At 70.6% G+C, this 15,280-nt stretch carries 10 protein-coding genes and 1 pseudogene; 7 read left to right on the forward strand and 4 right to left on the reverse strand.

Annotated features, from left to right (window positions below):
• Position 1: 1 nt before the first annotated feature.
• The 4 genes from rfbG to WMF22_RS26355 all read left to right on the forward strand — a co-directional run bounded on the left by rfbG (position 2) and on the right by WMF22_RS26355 (position 6,707).
• Positions 2-1,066, forward strand: a complete 1,065-nt coding sequence (rfbG, locus tag WMF22_RS26340; RefSeq protein ID WP_438031563.1) for a CDP-glucose 4,6-dehydratase — start codon at positions 2-4, stop codon at positions 1,064-1,066.
• Positions 1,063-1,992 (forward strand): NAD-dependent epimerase/dehydratase family protein, encoded by a 930-nt coding sequence (locus tag WMF22_RS26345; RefSeq protein WP_438031564.1) that lies wholly within the window; start codon positions 1,063-1,065, stop codon positions 1,990-1,992. Before rfbG ends, WMF22_RS26345 begins: the two co-directional genes overlap by 4 nt.
• A gap of 770 nt (positions 1,993-2,762) precedes the next feature.
• On the forward strand, positions 2,763-5,390 hold the full coding sequence (locus WMF22_RS26350) for a galactose oxidase-like domain-containing protein (protein ID WP_438031565.1): 2,628 nt from the start codon (positions 2,763-2,765) through the stop codon (positions 5,388-5,390).
• Between the two features lie 339 nt (positions 5,391-5,729).
• Entirely contained in the window at positions 5,730-6,707 is a 978-nt protein-coding gene (locus WMF22_RS26355) for a hypothetical protein (RefSeq protein WP_438031566.1), read from the forward strand.
• A gap of 21 nt (positions 6,708-6,728) precedes the next feature.
• Here WMF22_RS26355 and WMF22_RS26360 read toward each other — a convergent pair whose 3' ends face one another.
• Both WMF22_RS26360 and WMF22_RS26365 read right to left on the reverse strand, forming a co-directional pair.
• The gene (locus WMF22_RS26360; RefSeq protein WP_438031567.1) at positions 6,729-10,889 is read right to left on the reverse strand and encodes a PAAR-like domain-containing protein; all 4,161 of its coding nucleotides are present in this window, start codon (positions 10,887-10,889) and stop codon (positions 6,729-6,731) included.
• A gap of 98 nt (positions 10,890-10,987) precedes the next feature.
• A complete protein-coding gene (locus WMF22_RS26365) occupies positions 10,988-11,392 on the reverse strand; it encodes a VOC family protein (RefSeq protein WP_438031568.1) in 405 nt (134 codons plus the stop codon).
• A gap of 381 nt (positions 11,393-11,773) precedes the next feature.
• On the opposite strand from WMF22_RS26365, the gene WMF22_RS26370 reads away from it, so the two are divergent.
• The 3 genes from WMF22_RS26370 to WMF22_RS26380 all read left to right on the forward strand — a co-directional run bounded on the left by WMF22_RS26370 (position 11,774) and on the right by WMF22_RS26380 (position 13,100).
• A complete protein-coding gene (locus tag WMF22_RS26370) occupies positions 11,774-12,199 on the forward strand; it encodes a DUF6968 family protein (protein ID WP_438031569.1) in 426 nt (141 codons plus the stop codon).
• A gap of 255 nt (positions 12,200-12,454) precedes the next feature.
• Positions 12,455-12,637 carry a hypothetical protein gene (locus WMF22_RS26375; RefSeq protein WP_438031570.1) on the forward strand — a complete coding sequence of 61 codons (183 nt, stop codon included), beginning with the start codon at positions 12,455-12,457 and terminating at the stop codon, positions 12,635-12,637.
• Positions 12,624-13,100 carry a nucleotidyltransferase domain-containing protein gene (locus WMF22_RS26380; protein ID WP_438031571.1) on the forward strand — a complete coding sequence of 159 codons (477 nt, stop codon included), beginning with the start codon at positions 12,624-12,626 and terminating at the stop codon, positions 13,098-13,100. Before WMF22_RS26375 ends, WMF22_RS26380 begins: the two co-directional genes overlap by 14 nt.
• 134 nt (positions 13,101-13,234) lie before the next feature.
• Here the strand turns inward: WMF22_RS26380 and WMF22_RS26385 are convergent.
• Positions 13,235-13,477 (reverse strand): annotated as a pseudogene (locus WMF22_RS26385) (sensor histidine kinase); the annotation flags it as partial.
• An 801-nt stretch (positions 13,478-14,278) separates the two neighbouring features.
• Complete coding sequence (locus tag WMF22_RS26390; RefSeq protein WP_438031572.1) at positions 14,279-15,115, reverse strand: hypothetical protein; 837 nt, start codon at positions 15,113-15,115, stop codon at positions 14,279-14,281.
• Positions 15,116-15,280: the final 165 nt, after the last annotated feature.

Consider the following 15,280-nt stretch of genomic DNA (forward strand, 5'->3'; position numbering starts at 1 on the left):
GATGAGCGAGCACCTCGACTTCTATGCGGGCCGCCGCGTGTTCGTCACCGGGCACACGGGGTTCAAGGGCTCCTGGCTCACCGCCTGGCTGCGCCTGCTCGGCGCGCAGGTCACCGGGTACTCGCTGCCGCCGGAGGGCGCGCCGAGCCTCTTCGCCGACGCGCGGATCGACGACGGGATCACCTCGATCCTCGGCGACGTCTGCGACGCGGATCACCTCGCGCGGGCGATGGGCGAGGCCGAGCCCGAGATCGTGCTCCACCTCGCGGCGCAGGCGCTCGTCCGGAGGTCGTACGCGCGGCCGCTGGAGACCTTCTCGACGAACGTCCTCGGGACGGCGCACGTGCTCGAGGCGGCGCGGCGCCTCCCGTCGGTGCGGGTCGTCCTCGTGGTGACGACGGACAAGTGTTACGAGAACCACGAGTGGGTCTGGGGCTATCGCGAGACCGATCCCCTCGGCGGCCACGACACGTACAGCGCGAGCAAGGCCTGCGCCGAGCTCGTCGCGGCGGCGTACCGGCAGTCGTTCTACGGGCGGGAGGTGGCGCTCGCGACCGCCCGCGCCGGCAACGTCATCGGCGGGGGAGACTGGGCCGAGGACCGCATCGTACCGGACATCGTCCGCAGCGTCGCCGCGGGCAAGGCCGTGCGCATCCGGCACCCGCGCGCCGTGCGCCCCTGGCAGCACGTCCTCGATCCGCTCTCGGGGTACCTCCTGCTCGCGCGCCGGCTCTGGGACGATCCGCTGCGGTACAGCGGCGCCTGGAACTTCGGCCCGGACGACGCCGAGCCGCGGACGGTGCGCGTCCTCGCGGAGGCGATCGTCCGCGAGCTCGGGCGGGCGCTGGAGCTGGCCGAGCCCTCGGACGGCGAGCGGCTCCACGAGGCCGGCACGCTGCGGCTCGACTGCAGCAAGGCGCGGTCCCGGCTCGGCTGGCGCCCGCTGCTCGACACCGATCGCGCCATCCAGCTCACGAGCGCGTGGTACGCGCGGTACCTCGACGATCGCGGGCGCGCGCGGCCTCTCGTCGAGGAGCAGCTCCGGCTCGCCACGGGGCTCGCGTGAGGCTCGGCAAGGCGCTGGTCACGGGCGCGACCGGGTTCATCGGCTCGGCGCTCGTCCGGCGGCTCCTCGCCGGCGGGAGCGACGTCGTCGCGACCGCGCCGGCGCGATCGGCGGGGTGGGCGCGCCTCTCGCCGCGCCAGCGGCTCCGGCGGCTCCCGCTCGATCGGCTGACGCGGGACGCGCTCCTCGAAGCGGCCGGCGACGAGCCGCCGGGCGCGGTCTTCCACCTGGCGTCGGCCGGGGTGAACCCGGGAGAGCGCGCGCCGGGCGTGCTCCTCGAGGGCAACGTCGCGGCCCTCGTCGCGACGCTGGAGGCCGCCGCCCGCTGGGGCGGGGCGCGGGTCGTCTTCACGGGATCGTGCTCGGAGTACAGCGCGGTCGTCGAGGGGCAGCTCGTCGACGAGGGCGCGCCGCGCGCCCCCTCGGACCTCTACGGCGCCGCCAAGGCAGCCGCCCACGACTACGGGCGCGCCGTGGCACAGGCCCTGTCGGTGCCGCTCGTGACGCTCCGCCTCTTCGGCGTCTACGGCCCTGGCGAGGCGCCCCATCGCCTCATCCCGCACCTCGGGGCGCGGCTCCGCGCGCGGGAGCGCGTCGACCTCACCGCCGGCACGCAGCGCCGCGATCTCACCTTCGTGGAGGACGTCGTGGAGGCGCTGCTGCTCGGCGCGACGACCGCGGGGCTCGAGCCCGGCGCCGCCTACAACGTCTGCTCGGGGCGCCCCACGAGCGTGCGCGAGGTCTGCCTCGAGGTCGCGCGGCAGCTCGGCGCGCCGGAGTCGCTCCTCGATTTCGGCGCCCGTCCGCCGCGCGCCGGCGAGCCCCCGTGGCTGGTCGGCGATCCCCGCCGCTTCCAGGCCGCCACGAGCTGGAGCCCCCGCACGCCGCTCTCCCCGGGCGTCGCCGCCTCGCTCGCCGTCGCGTGACCCCCGGCCGCGCGCCCAACCACGGCGCGTCGCCGTCGCATCGGGCGGGCGAGCCGCCATGACCAGCAAGGCGTCGAGAAACCAGGTGCATGCGACTCGCCGCGGTGGCGGTCGCAACCGAGGATTCACCTGGGCGGCCAGCGCGACGGCATCCCCGCGCACACGCCTGCGCGAGCCCATCGATTCTCCGAGGACAGCGCTTTTGTACGCGCAGACGAGACAAGGCAGATCCCGCGCGGGGAGGGCCTGCCAGAGAGCCGATCCCTCTTTCGTGTCGTCGTAAACCTGGCTCCGCTCGTCGAGCTCGGCCTATCCCCACCGTCCCGCGAACGTTCACTCATCCACTCGGAGAAACCCGCGCTCGGCTGGGCGTGCCTCCTCCGCTGGGCGTGCTCGTCGCGGTCCATCACGCGGTGGAGGCCTCAACAGCTCGTCCCAGCAGCGCCAGGGAGCCGCATGCCACCTGACTCCCAACGCCCGTGGCATCGATCCCCAGAGCACGTCATCGATGGGAATTTCGTGGCCGAAACAAACTTGCGCCAGCACAAAAACACGAAAAAAGTTGGTGCTCTGCCGTCCCTGACAATGCATTCTATGTGTGAGCGCTGCCCGACGTAAGAGCCCCGGGATGAGGTGAGCTTTCAACCGTCGTCGATGCTCGCGCCAGACGGGGTAGGAAGCGTCGATCAGCGCGCAGGACGTCAAGATGTCGCTCGCTCTGGAGCTTGAGTCCATCCGAGGCACCGCCCCTCTGAAGCAGTAAGGAGAACATGAACAGCAAGATGATGCGGTTGCTCGGTGGGTGGAGGAGTGGGCCGAGGACGCTGCTGGCGCTCGGCGGCTTGGCGCTGGGTGGCGCGGCTTGCGCCGAGTGGACGAACGGGGACGAGCTCAGTCTGGATACCGAGAGCGATGAGCTCGTGTGCAGCGGAGCCGGGTGCACCTGCAGCCCGACGTTCGGAATCGGGTTCGTTCAGGGCTCGGACGGCACCGGGACGGTCCCCAACTTCGAGCTCGTGGTGCCGCACACGGGTGGCGGGTTTTCGGCTTACTACCGGAACAACGCGACCACCTCGCTCGTGTCGACCCCGACCTGGTTCGGCCCGAAGAAGGTGGGCTCGGCGGACGTGAACGGGATCAGCATGCTCGAGAACTCGAGCGGCGGGAACCTCGAGGTCATCGCCGTGCAGGGCAGCAGCCTCGTGCACTACTACCGCAATCAATCCACGAAGGACTGGTCGAGCGGAACGACGGTCGCGACGGGCGTCACCGGGCAGCCTGGGATCGTGCAGGCCAAGCTATCGCCCGGCAATTTCGAGGTCGTGGTGCCGCTCGCCAGCGGCGGCCTCGCCCACTACTGGCGCGACAACTCGGTCGCGTCCCATCCATGGAGCTCGGGCACCACGTTCGCGACGGGCCGAACGTACTCCGCGGTGAGCGTGGTCGAGAGCAACTTCGGCACGAACCGCCTGGAGGTGATCGCGCGCTCCGGATCGACGCTCTACTCCATGTATCGCAGGGATGACCGCAGCTGGACGACGCCGGCCGAGATCCGCGTGGACAACAACCAGGCGATCTCGGCGACCGGGGTGCATCAGTTCATCCAGGGAAAGTCCGGGACCAAAGGGAATTTCGAGCTCGTCGTGCCGCTCTCGAGCGGCGGCTTGCGGCACTACTACCGCGACAACGACGACAGCGCGTACCCCTGGAAGACGTCGGCCACGTGGGTCGATCCGATCAACGCGTACTCGGCCGCGGGCGTGATCTGGAGCGATTACGACAACCTGGAGGTCGTCGGCCGGCGGAGCGCCGATGGGTCGCTGGCGTCCTTCTATTACAACGGCGGCTGGGTGAGGCACGGCAAGGACGCCTCCGGCAGCACCGTGTGGGCGGGCTCGGTCTTCGGAGGTGAGCCGTGCTGCGATCCCGCGACGAAGGGGCAGTGGAGCGACCCGCTCTACGCGGGGGCGATCGGCATCCACGCGGCGCTCCTGCGGACGGGCAAGGTGCTGCTCTTCGGGTTCACGGATGACGCGGACCAGGGGTACTCCGAGGTGTTCGATCCGGCGACGGGCCAGGCGTCCTTGCCGAGCGGGACGCAGCCGCACGCCTTCTGCTCTGGCCACGCGTTTCTGAGCGACGGCCGCCTCTGGGTCGCGGGGGGCCATAATGACCCCCACGTCAAGGGCTCGCACCGGTTCGACCCCTCGAGCTCGACGTGGGCCTCGCTCACGGACATGACCCTCGGGCGCTGGTACCCCACGCTCACGCGCCTCGACGGCGGCTCGGTGCTGGCCATCTCCGGCACGACGAAGACGGGGCGAATCTCGAGCACCAAGCCGGTGAACAGCAGCTGGCAGACGCTGAACACCGCGGGCACCCTCTCCGCGCGGAACGATGTGCCGGAGCCGTTCACGAGCGACGGGCGCCCGATACAGCTCTACCCGTTCGTCTACCAGCTGCCGGACGGCAAGGTGTTCGTCCACTCGGGCCGAGGCTCACGGCTGCTGACGACGAGCAACAACACCTGGAGCGCGACGCAGTACACGACGCAGTACGCCAACTCCCGCACGTACCCCGGTTACGGGAGCTCGGTGCTCTTGCCGCTCTCGCCGACCGACAGCTACCGCGCGCGCGTCATGCTCATCGGCGGAGGCGGGGCCGTCTCGAACGCGGCGACGAGCGACCCGAACGACACCCCGATCCCCGCCACGGCCACCACGGAGCTCCTCGACCTCGGCGCGGCGTCGCCGGCGTGGGCCTACAAGGCGTCGATGAGCTACGCGCGCGTGCTGAACACCGCCGTGCTGCTCCCGGACGGCAAGGTGTTCGTCGTGGGAGGCAGCGCGCGAGGCTCGTCCGACCACGCGACGGTGCCGGTCATGACGCCCGAGATCTACAACCCGAGCAATGACACCTGGACCAAGATGTGTCCGATGCGCGTGGCTCGGCTCTATCACTCGACCGCATTGCTCTTGCCCGACGCGCGCGTGCTCACGGCGGGCCGGGACCACGCCTTCAACGAGCTCCCCTACAAATGGCCCGAGCGGCGGGTCGAGATCTTCACGCCCCCCTATCTCCTGAGCGGCAACGCGCGCCCGGTGATCCAGTCGGTGGCCTCGACCGCGTCGTACGGCCAGTCCATCTCGGTGACGTTGTCCTCGGCGGTGGCCGCCACGGGCATCGGCAGCGCGATGCTCATGTCTCCCGGCTCGGTCACGCACGGATTCGACCAGAGCCAGCGCGCCGTCAAGCTCGCGATCACCGGGCAGTCGGGCAGCACCCTGACGCTCACGGCTCCGCCGAACGGCAAGGTCGCGCCGCCTGGCTACTACATGCTCTTCGTCGTCTCGACGCAGGGTGTCCCGTCGGTCGCGAAGTTCATCAAGCTGCAGTAGCCGGCCCGGACACGTGGGGGGAGGCCCGGAACGTCGACCTCGGCGGGCCGGCGGTGGAAGCGGCGGAATGTCCGCGAGATCTCGGGCTCTCCCTGCGCCGGTCACCGCGCGTCCCGGCGGCGCGCCGCCGTCAACCGCCGGCGCGCGCCGCCGGAAGCGGGCGGCGCCGGCAGCTCACCTCGATGAGGATGTCGCCGGGCGCCTTGAGATAGAACATCACGCCGCGGCCGTTCTCGCTCACGGGGCCGCTGTCGATGCCCGCCGCGACGATCGCCGCGTGTCAGCGATCCCAGGTGCCGATTTCCTCCTGATCGACGTACAGTGCACGGCGAGCAGCTCATGACCGCCCCCCTGGTGACGCCGACGCTCGAGCACGCGCTGCCGATCGACCGTGACCTCGTCCACTGTGCGACGTTCGCGCTCGCGTGGGCGGAGCTCCAGCGGCTGCTCGGATCCGAGGACGTGCTGGTCGAGCCCACGGAGCTCTCGCGGGCGCTGGGCCGCGCAGCTGCCGTCGCCGCCGGCGCCGTGGATTCGGCGGAGTCATTTGCCTGCGCAGGAGAGGGTGATGCGGCGGTCGCTGCGATCCGTGCCGAGCTGGCTCGCCGGTTCGGCGATGCGCAGACGCGGCTCTTGCCGCAGAGCGTGCCGGCGCACACTCTCGTGGCGTTCGCCTTGCTGCGGACCAGGGTTGCATTCGAGCGGCCCTTTGTCCGCGATCGCTCTGCGGGGCTTTCGTTCCTGGGTGGCCGCGTGCAGTGCTTCGGCCACTGGGGCGGCGCCGGGGCGAGCGCCTATGCGGGCGCCGCGACCGTACACCGTTACGAGTCGCCGGGCGATTTCGTCATCGAGCTCCGCGGCCGCGGCGGCGCGTCGGTCGTCGTCGCTCGCCGTGGAGGCTGGTCGACGCTCGCGGAGGCGACGCACGACGCGCTCGGCGCGGTCGATCGTGGGCCTGGCCGCTGGGCTCGTCTGTGGGGGCAGACCTCGCTGCAGGACGACGACATCTTCCAAGTCCCGGTCGTGTCGCTGCGCGTCGATGCGTCCTTCGACGAGCTCGTCGGCAAGCACATCGTGCCGGGGGATCGCGTCCTCGTCGCCGCGTGTCAGACGCTGGAGCTCGACCTCGACGAGCACGGAGCGCGGCTCGTGTCCGAGGCGCTCGCGCTCGGCATGAAGAGCCGCCGTCGCCGTGGGCGCGAGCTCGTGTGCGACGGACCGTTCTTGCTCGCGCTGCGGCGCGCCGGCGCGCCGGCGCCGTACTTCGCCGCGTGGCTGCAGTCGGGCGCGGCGTTCGTTCCTGTGGAGCCTGGATGAGCGGGTGAGCGCGGCTCCTAGCTAGAAGGGCCGCGGATCCACCGTGGTCCATGAGCCCTTGATGACCTTCTCGTGGACCGGGGGGCCGGGTTTGGTGATCGTCGCGCCATACGAGGGGACGATCTTCCCTATGATCGCGTCGGAGCCGAGGTAGGCGCCGACACGGCTGTCCGCCTTGGCGCCCGAGGTCGGCGCGAGCGTCATGTCGGCCACCCCCTGCGCCATGCTCGGCCCGAAGAGCGGCTTGGTGGCGCCGTTGCAGGAGGCGACGTCGACCTTGGCGCCGGGCGCCGCGCCGTTGAATCCAGCGGCGTTGAGCTGCTTGCCGAGCTCCCTGCCCCCGATGCTCTTCTTCTTGCCGTTCCACTCGATCGAGCCTGGATCGCCGTGGGAAACCACGATCACGTGATCTTCACCGGCGAGGTTCGCGCTCGGCAGCTGGTGTCCCTGGATCACCGTCGCTCCGGGATACTGCTTCTGGTACATGGCCACCGAGTCGTTGATGACCTTGTCGTTGCTCCCCTGGATGATGACGACGAGCCCGAGCGGGTCGAGGTGGAAGGTCGCGTTCGGCAGGAACCCGATGTCCTGAAACGAGGCCGGAAAGCCGAGCGGGTCTGGCGTAAGATAGACGCCGAGGTCAGGGTCGTAGTACCGGAACCGGTTGTAATGCAGGCCCGTCCGCGGATCGGCGCGGTGCCCAGCGAAGCGCAGCGTGCCGATCGCGCCGCTCGAGCGCGCGACGCGGCCCCACGCTGACAGGTCGACGTCGGCGAGCTCGCCGCTCGGCGCCGCGTAGAGCCAGGGCGTCGCGGTCAGGTCCGTGGCAATGAGGCGCCACTCTCCCTCCACGGTGCGCTCGGCGAGCGGCGTGAAGCCGTCGTCATCGAAGACACGCCTTACCGAGCGCAGATGACTCGAATCGACCTCCTCGACGAGCGCCTCATCGTCCCAGAGGAAGAACGTGCTCCGGCCGTCGTCGCCGCGCTCCGCGAGTCGTCGTCCGAAGGCATCGTAGACGTAGCGCACGCGGTGGCCGGCGTCGGAGCGCGCGATGACGAGCCGGTCCTCGGCGTCGTACTCGAACGTCCAGCTCCTCGCTGCGCTACCGGTCACCTTCCGCACGAGCCGGCCGCGGTCGTCCCAGGAGAGCTCGGCGGCGGTGGTACGGAGTGGCCGCCCGCCCGGGCCGAGCTGCCAGCTGGCGCCGCGCGGCACCGCGGTCCCCTGAGGGGCGATCTCGAATGCCTCGTTCGCCCCGAGCCCGCGCACCGAGAGCGGCCGCCCGATCGGATCGAGCGCGTAGCTCCGCGCGCCGTGGCGATCGTCGTCGATGTGGGCGACGGGCCCGCGCGGATCCCACGCGTACGCGCGTGTGCGCAGGGTCTGGTCCGCCCGCCGCAGCGAGACGCGCGTCGGGAACCCGAGGGCGCTGCGCTCGGTCGTGAGGCGAAGATCCCCGAGCGAGCGCGCGACCTCGCGACGCTCGTGGTCGCGCTCGAGGGACAGATCGAGCGACGCCGTGCCGCGTTCGTCCTCGCGCGACCCGACGCGGGCGAGCCAGCCGCCAGCGCCGCGCTGCAGCTCGGCCGACCATCCGGTCGAGTAGCGTCGCGCGACGATCCGACCGAGGAGGTCGTGCGTGTACTCCACCGTGAAACGGTGGCCGCCGCACTCCTGTACCTCCCGCACCACGCGGCCGAGCGGGTCGCGTTCGAAGAGGACCGACGTGGAGGCGTTCGAGGCGCGGCGCACTTCGCCGAACGCGTCGTAGTCGAACCGCGCGCGCTCGCCGCTGGAGTGCTGGCGCTCGACGACGCGGCCGAGGTGGTCGAGGACGAAGCGCACGAACATCCCGTCCGGGCGGGTGATCGTGACGGGCCGATCGCCGCCATCGTAGTCGAAGCGGGTCCACAGACCCGCGAACGACCGCTCGCTGACGAGCCGCCCGCGGCCGTCGTACTGTCGCTCGTGGCGCTCGCCGGCCGGGTTCTCGATCCAACGCAGCCGGAGCAGGGCGTCGTATCCGGCGCGGATGCGCGTGCCGTCCGGCCGCATCCGCTCGACGAGAGCACCGGCTATATGGCGGAACGACTCGCGGCCGCCGCCTGGCCACTCGACGTCGACGACGTGCTGCGCGGCATCGATCGTCCACCTCGTGCGCTGCCCCTCGGGCCCCTCGATCGCGACGAGGTCTCCGCGCGAGTCGTAGGACAGATCGAAGGTGGCGCCGGTCGGGAGTCGGAGGCGGACCGGCAAACCGAACAGGTCGAACGTGTACTGCCAGACGGCCCCCGCCGCGTCGATGATCTCGCGCACGTTGCCGTGGGCATCGTACTGGAAGCGGGTCGTGGAGCCGTCCGGCCAGTCGATTGCGCGATTCTTGCCGCGATCGTCGTACGACGCGCGCGTGGCGGCGCCCGAGGGGGAGAGGTGCTCGAGCGTGCGCCCGTTGCGCGTGCACTCGGTCACGTACAGCCCGTTCGGCAGCCGGCTGATCCGCGCGCCGTCCTTGACGCTCACCTGCGCGCGGGCGTCGTTGGCGCTCGTGCGCGCCGGCGTGCCGGTGGCGTCGTACGCACGCGACCATCGGAGTCCGTTCGGCTGGATGGAGGAGACGGCCCGCCCGGCTGCATCGTAGGTGAAGTGCGTCGCGTATCCGCACGGATCGATGTAATGCGTGATGAGGCCGAGCTCGTTGCCCCAGTAGCGATGGACACCACCGCACGCGTCGACCATCGTGGTCTCGTGGAGTCCTGGCCCGTACGCGAAGCGGGTGTGAAAGATGCCTTTCGGCCGGTCTGGCGCGTTTGCCTCCGGCGCGCCGAGCGCTGCGAGCACGTCCTCGCCTCTCAGGTCGCCCCATGTCTCGACGCAGCGCCGCTGTCCGAACGCGGTCTTGTAGACGAAATGGTAGCGAATTTTGTCCGGCCGCTCCTCGAGCACGAGGTAATGGTCTTCATCGTACTCGTAGCGCGTCTCGGCCCCACCAGCATCCACGGCGCCCACCAGGTCCCCGCGCTCATTGAGCTCGTAGGTGACCAGGCGCTGGCGGTGCTCGTGTCCCTGTTCGTCCGACGCAGCGACCCACCAGCTCACGAACCGGTCGTCGCGTTCGAGCCAAGCGCGTCGCCCCACCGAGTCGACGATCTCGACGACCGCGCCGTCCCGCCAGCGGACCTCGGCGACGTTCCCGCTCAGATCGCGTAGCTCCGCGAGCTCCCACCGATGACGCGTCGGCGAGGGCGCGAGCACGCGGAGGATGCCATCCTGCAGGTCGACGAAGAGGCGGTCTTGCTCGCGCCAGAGGCGCCGCCCGTAGGGGAGCAGCAGCGTTTCATCGGCGCTCGGTAGGGCAAGCGTGGTCCGCCGGAACGTCTCATCGACGAGCACGAGGTGGTCGCCGTGGCGCTCTGCGTACCAGAGCAGGCTGTGCGACCATCCACGCCCTATGCCGGCGTCGAACGCGACCGACGAGGTCCTGTAGTGTCGGATCAGCGTGACCCATAAGAAGCCCGGGAGCTGGAAGTCGACGACAGGCTCTGTGAACAGCGTGCCTGTTACGACGTCGATGGGGTGGCCACCGGCTGCCTGCCCCTCCGTACCCGGGGGCGCCGGGGGGCTGGGCGGCCCTGCCCCCTGATTGCTCCCGCCGCCGCCTCCACCGCCATTGCCGGCGCCCTGCGGCCCGCCCCCGCCCGGCCCGCCTGCGCCGCCGCCGCCGCCGCCGCCGCCCCCTCCCCCGGCGCCGCCGCCCGCGCCGCTCACCATCGCGCCCGCGCCGACAGTGATCGACTTGTTCATCTGCCCCATGCTGCCGGTAATGCCGGCCATTCCGAGCTCGATGATGACGTTCGGCGCGCCGAGCCACGGGAAGCAGGGGCCGCCCGTGTTGAGACTGACGACCTCCTTGAGCGTGCCGGGCTCGTTGCCGTGGCATGCCTTCATGCAGCCGCCCACGGTGAGGATCTTCGCGCCTTCGATCTTGGTGCGCATGCACGGATCGATGATCCCCTCGGCCACGGTGCCCATCGTGGGATAGGGGATCGGCAAGGGGCTCGGGGCGGCAGGGGTGAGACACACGCTCACCGCCATGCCGGTCATCTGGTGACCGGATTTCTCGGTGATGGTGTCCATGTGGAGCGCGGTGACCTTGCCCATGGTGGTGAGATGGTCGCACATGGAAGACATGCGAGGGAAGCCGCCGTGCTGGGCAGCGATGGCCGCGCAGGCGGGTCAGGGCATGACGTGAGCCGCCTTGCGGCGCGTCCGGCAGCACCTCAACCTGGGTCGGTGCCTCCTGCGCCGGCGCGCGCCGCCGGGAGCGGGCGGCGGCGGCAGCTCACCTCGACGAGGATGTCGCCGGGCGCCTTGAAATAGAACATCACACCGCGGCCGTCCTCGCTCACGGGGCCGCTGTCGACGCCCGCCGCGACGATCGTCGCGTGCTTGTCGTACACGGCGGCCACGTCGTCGATGATGAAGCCGATGTGGAAGCCCTCCGGATAAGGGCCGTCCGGCTCGCGCCGGCGCTGGAGGACGAGCGTGAAGCCGCCGGCCCCCGTGAGGATGGCGAGCGCCGGCGAGCGCCGGTTGCCGTGGACCTCGAACTGGAAGTGCCGCTCGAAGAACGCGGCCGCTTCGAGGACGTCGGGGACCTGGAGATCGATGTGATTGAGCTGCATGGGAGCCTCCACGGAGGACGCACGTGCGTCCAGGTGCCGTGGGACCTCACTCCGTGGTGGAGGGGACATGGGCTCCCGTCATGGGAGTGGCCGGGGCTCGCCTGAACCGGCCTACCTCTTTCGGCGAGCGAGAAGATAGCGAAGCGATCGCGACCTGGCAACGCCCCGCGAGACATCGACGAGCGGGCGGGGCGGTCGAGGAGGGCGCCGCGCGGGCTCGGCGAGGCGAGGCGAGGCGAGGGGGGTGGGCGAGCCAGCTCGGCGCGCGAGCGTTGCCGCGCGGGCGGCGCCGAGATCGGGAACATCAACCCCGGTGAGCGGCAGCGGCGGTGCCTCAACCTGGGTCGGGCCTCGACGACGGGTTTTAGCTACCCTGCGTGGGTGGCTCGACGAAAATACAAGGTCATAGCCGTTCGTCGGTATGGCGTCGAAGGTGAACCAGATCGCGAGATCGTCCTGAAGATCGGCGAACCAATACAACCTGCCTCGCCGAGCGGCTCGTGGACGTGCCCTGTTTCTCTTGATGGGCTGGAGCCGGACATCAAGTATGCCGAAGGGGTCGACGCCGTCCAGGCAATCCAAAGTGCCATGCGGTATGCGCAACACGCGATCGAGAACTCCGGGCTGCCGATCACATGGCTGGGTCAGGAGCCCGGAGACATCGGGCTGCCGCTTCCTGTAGATGGTCCGTTCGGGCTCTGGTTTCAGCGCAGACTCGAAAAGCTCGTGGATGAGGAAACGGAGCGCGTGGGCGAGATAGTGGCCGCGGTTCTCAAGGAGCGCGCACGGAAGAAGCGCGGGCGTTGAGGCTGGCTCGGTCTGGTGCTCCCCCGCGTCCGCGAACACGCCCGACGACACCAGGAGGTACGGATGGGACGGGGAAGGCGGAGGGGCGGTCACGCCCGAGTTCAAGGTGGAGGCAGTGCGGCTGGCGAGGGCGGGCGGCCGGAGCATCGGACAGGTGGCGGGGCGGTGCCTCAACCTGGGTCAGGCCTCGACGCGCAGGTCGACCCGAAGCAGGGTGCCCGCGGCTTGCCGGCCCCCGCATGCTAGGCTCCGAGCATGCCCAAGCCTCTGGACCCTCCCGCCGAGGAGCGGGACGACAACCCCTACGACGAGAACGGGGTGGACCGCTCCCTCATCCGCTGGATGCTCAGCCTGTCTCCCACGGAGCGACTGGCGCAGGTGCAGGGGGCGATCGATCTGGTCATGAGCGTGCGCGAGCCATCCGATGGCGCTCGCTGACGTCCTGCACGCGCTGGTACACCACGACGTCGAGTTCATCGTCGTGGGAGGCATGGCTGCGGCGCTGCAGGGCGCCCCGGTGAACACCCTCGACATCGATATCGTGTACTCGCGTTCCGACGAGAACATCGCCCGGCTCATGGCGGCCCTGGCAAACCTGGAAGCCGTCTTCCGCACCGACCCACGACGGCTCGTCCCGAACGAGTCGCACCTGCGCTCGGCGGGGCACAAGCTGCTCCAGACGAAGCACGGTCTGCTCGACGTGCTGGCGACGATCGAGGAGTCGACGTCCTATGACGATCTTCTGCCCGACTCGACGGTGCTCGAGGTAGCCGGCGTACGCGTCCGCGTTTTGTCGCTGGAACGGTTGATCGAGATCAAGGCGAAGCTGACCAGGCCCAAGGACCGGGCGATGCTCCTTCTGCTCCAGGCGACCCTCGACGAAAAGCGTCGAGCGCCCTGACCGCTACATCGAGCCGCACGGGCAAGCCTCCCCGCCCACTCCTCACTGCCGCACCGGCAGCTCCACCACGAAGCTAGCCCCCTGCCCGGCGCGCTCTCCACCGTCACCGCCCCGCCCCGCCCCGCCCCGCCCCACCCCACCCCACCGTGCGCCTCGACGACGCTCTTCACGATCGCCAGCCCGAGCCCCGTCCCGTCGCGGCCCTCGTCGGTCGTGAAGAACCTGTCGAAGATCCTCGGCAGGTGCTGCGGCGGCACCCCCGGCCCCCGGTCGCGCACCGAGATCCTCGCCGTCCGCTCCCCTTCCCGGCCCTCCCCGCCCTCGACGGTCACCACCACCGGCTCCCCCGGCGGCGAGAACTTCACCGCGTTGTCCACCAGGTTCGAGAGCGCCGTCTCCAGGTCCGTCTGCCGCGCCCGGAGCAGCCGCGTCGGCAGCTCGTACCGCGCAGCTCCACCGGCTGCCCGGGGCTCGCGCGCCGCTCCACGACGCGCGCCACGAGCGCCTCCAGATCGAGCACCGTCATCGCCTCAATCGAGGCCTCGATCCGGCTCCGGAACCTCAACCTCGGTCGGCGGCGGGCGGTGGCGGTGCCTCAACGTGGGTTGGCGGTGCCTCAACGTGGGTCGGTCCGCGACGCCCGAGGGGATGGGCGGTCGGCCAGCGGCCGCTCTGCGCTGCGATCCGGAGGGGTCCGGCGCCCGCGCGGGCTCTCTGCGTTGCGGTCCGGAGGGGGTCCGGCACCCCGGCAAGCGCTCTTCATTGCGGTCGGGAGGGGTCCGGACCCCTCCATCTGGCACAATACGCTGCGGATCCGGGGGTCGATGGCACAGAAAAACGAGATGGACAGCGAACTTTGACACAACTTGACCCTGGTGAGACGCTCTCCGGAGCGCCTCGGAGGGGTCCGGTCCCCGGTGTGTCGCAATGCATTGCGGTTGAGCCAGTGTCGGACCCTCCTGACTTGGCACAGACCGAGGCCGAGGTGGCACAGGGTGCGGCGCCGGCCGCCCCGGGATGTGCCGGTGGACCCGGATGGCACAGCCGCGGCGGCGACGGCCACGCCGTCCGGAGCGTACAGAGGGATCTGCGGGGTCTTGGCCCCGGGACGGGGTCACGAGGAGGGGACGAGGCGGGAGAAGATCGCGGCGCCGGCGGTGCGCGTCAGGCAGCCGGGATCAGCTATCGGCGGCCACGGGCGCGGCCGTCGGCGCGCCGGGCTGGAGGGGGGCGCCGGGCGGGGCGGGCGCCGCGGTGTCGCCCTCGGGTTTGTCGTTCTTCCGGGGCGCGCCGCGGCCGCTCGACCCGACGCTCCAGCTCGCGAGCGGCGCGAGCAGCTTGTCGGCGAGCTCCTGCGTCTCCGGCTCGTCGGGCTCGACGGAGCCCATCACCTTGATCACGTAGGCGCGCAGCGCCTCGGTGAATGCGGCGAGCGCGTCGCGCACGCTGGGCGGCGCCGCCGCGGCCGTGGCCGCAGGCGCGGTGACGCCGAGCGCCTTGCCGTACGCGGCGTGCGCGGCCTCGAGCGCGGCGAGGAAGCGCTTGCCGCCGAGCGCCTCGATGCGCGCGTCGAGGCCGCTCTTGCGGATGCGCTGGATCCGGAGCTCGCTCTCGGACCACTCCAGGACATACGTGAGCTGGAGGAACTTGAGCCCTCCGGTGAAGATGGCCGCCTTCAGCGCGCTCGCCTCGGCGGCCTCGGGCGCGCCGGACGGCAGCTTGGTGTACGCCGTCAGGAAGTCGTGGAGACCGCTCCAGCAATTGTCGAGGACGCGATCGCACTGGACAGCATCCTCGCTCGCCTCCCCTCCCTCCGACAGCGACACCTGATCGCGCAGCGCCGACGCGAGGTCGTCGTGGCGTGACGCCAGCGTGGCGAGCACCCGCGCGACGCCCTTCACGAGCTGCTTCTTCGCCGGCTTCGCCGCCGTGAGCAGCTGCTCGCCGAGCGCCATCGCCCCCACGGCCGTGAAGCGGGGGAGCTGGATCACTTCCGATGCTGTGTATTTGCTCATGAGATCACCCTCGTCCGCGGCACGAGCGCGGGATTGCGCTGGAATGCCAGACGGGCCATCGTGAGCTATCGATGAGATGAAGATGGTTGTCCAGGGATATTTTGATGGGAGGGCGATTTGCAGAAGAAGGTGCGGTGTCGAATTCCTGCTGTCCGCGGGCGATGG

Origin of the sequence: Sorangium sp. So ce204, assembly GCF_051526795.1 — a bacterium.
GTDB lineage: Bacteria > Myxococcota_A > Polyangia > Polyangiales > Polyangiaceae > Sorangium > Sorangium cellulosum_B.

Coding starts and splice junctions, on each gene's coding strand:
- WMF22_RS26355 (WP_438031566.1), top strand. CDS start 5,730: ATGACCGCCCCCCTGGTGACGCCGACGCTCGAGCACGCGCTGCCGATC.
- WMF22_RS26375 (WP_438031570.1), top strand. CDS start 12,455: ATGCCCAAGCCTCTGGACCCTCCCGCCGAGGAGCGGGACGACAACCCC.
- WMF22_RS26380 (WP_438031571.1), top strand. CDS start 12,624: ATGGCGCTCGCTGACGTCCTGCACGCGCTGGTACACCACGACGTCGAG.
- WMF22_RS26365 (WP_438031568.1), bottom strand. CDS start 11,392: ATGCAGCTCAATCACATCGATCTCCAGGTCCCCGACGTCCTCGAAGCG.
- WMF22_RS26390 (WP_438031572.1), bottom strand. CDS start 15,115: ATGAGCAAATACACAGCATCGGAAGTGATCCAGCTCCCCCGCTTCACG.
- WMF22_RS26350 (WP_438031565.1), top strand. CDS start 2,763: ATGAACAGCAAGATGATGCGGTTGCTCGGTGGGTGGAGGAGTGGGCCG.
- WMF22_RS26360 (WP_438031567.1), bottom strand. CDS start 10,889: ATGTGCGACCATCTCACCACCATGGGCAAGGTCACCGCGCTCCACATG.
- rfbG (WP_438031563.1), top strand. CDS start 2: ATGAGCGAGCACCTCGACTTCTATGCGGGCCGCCGCGTGTTCGTCACC.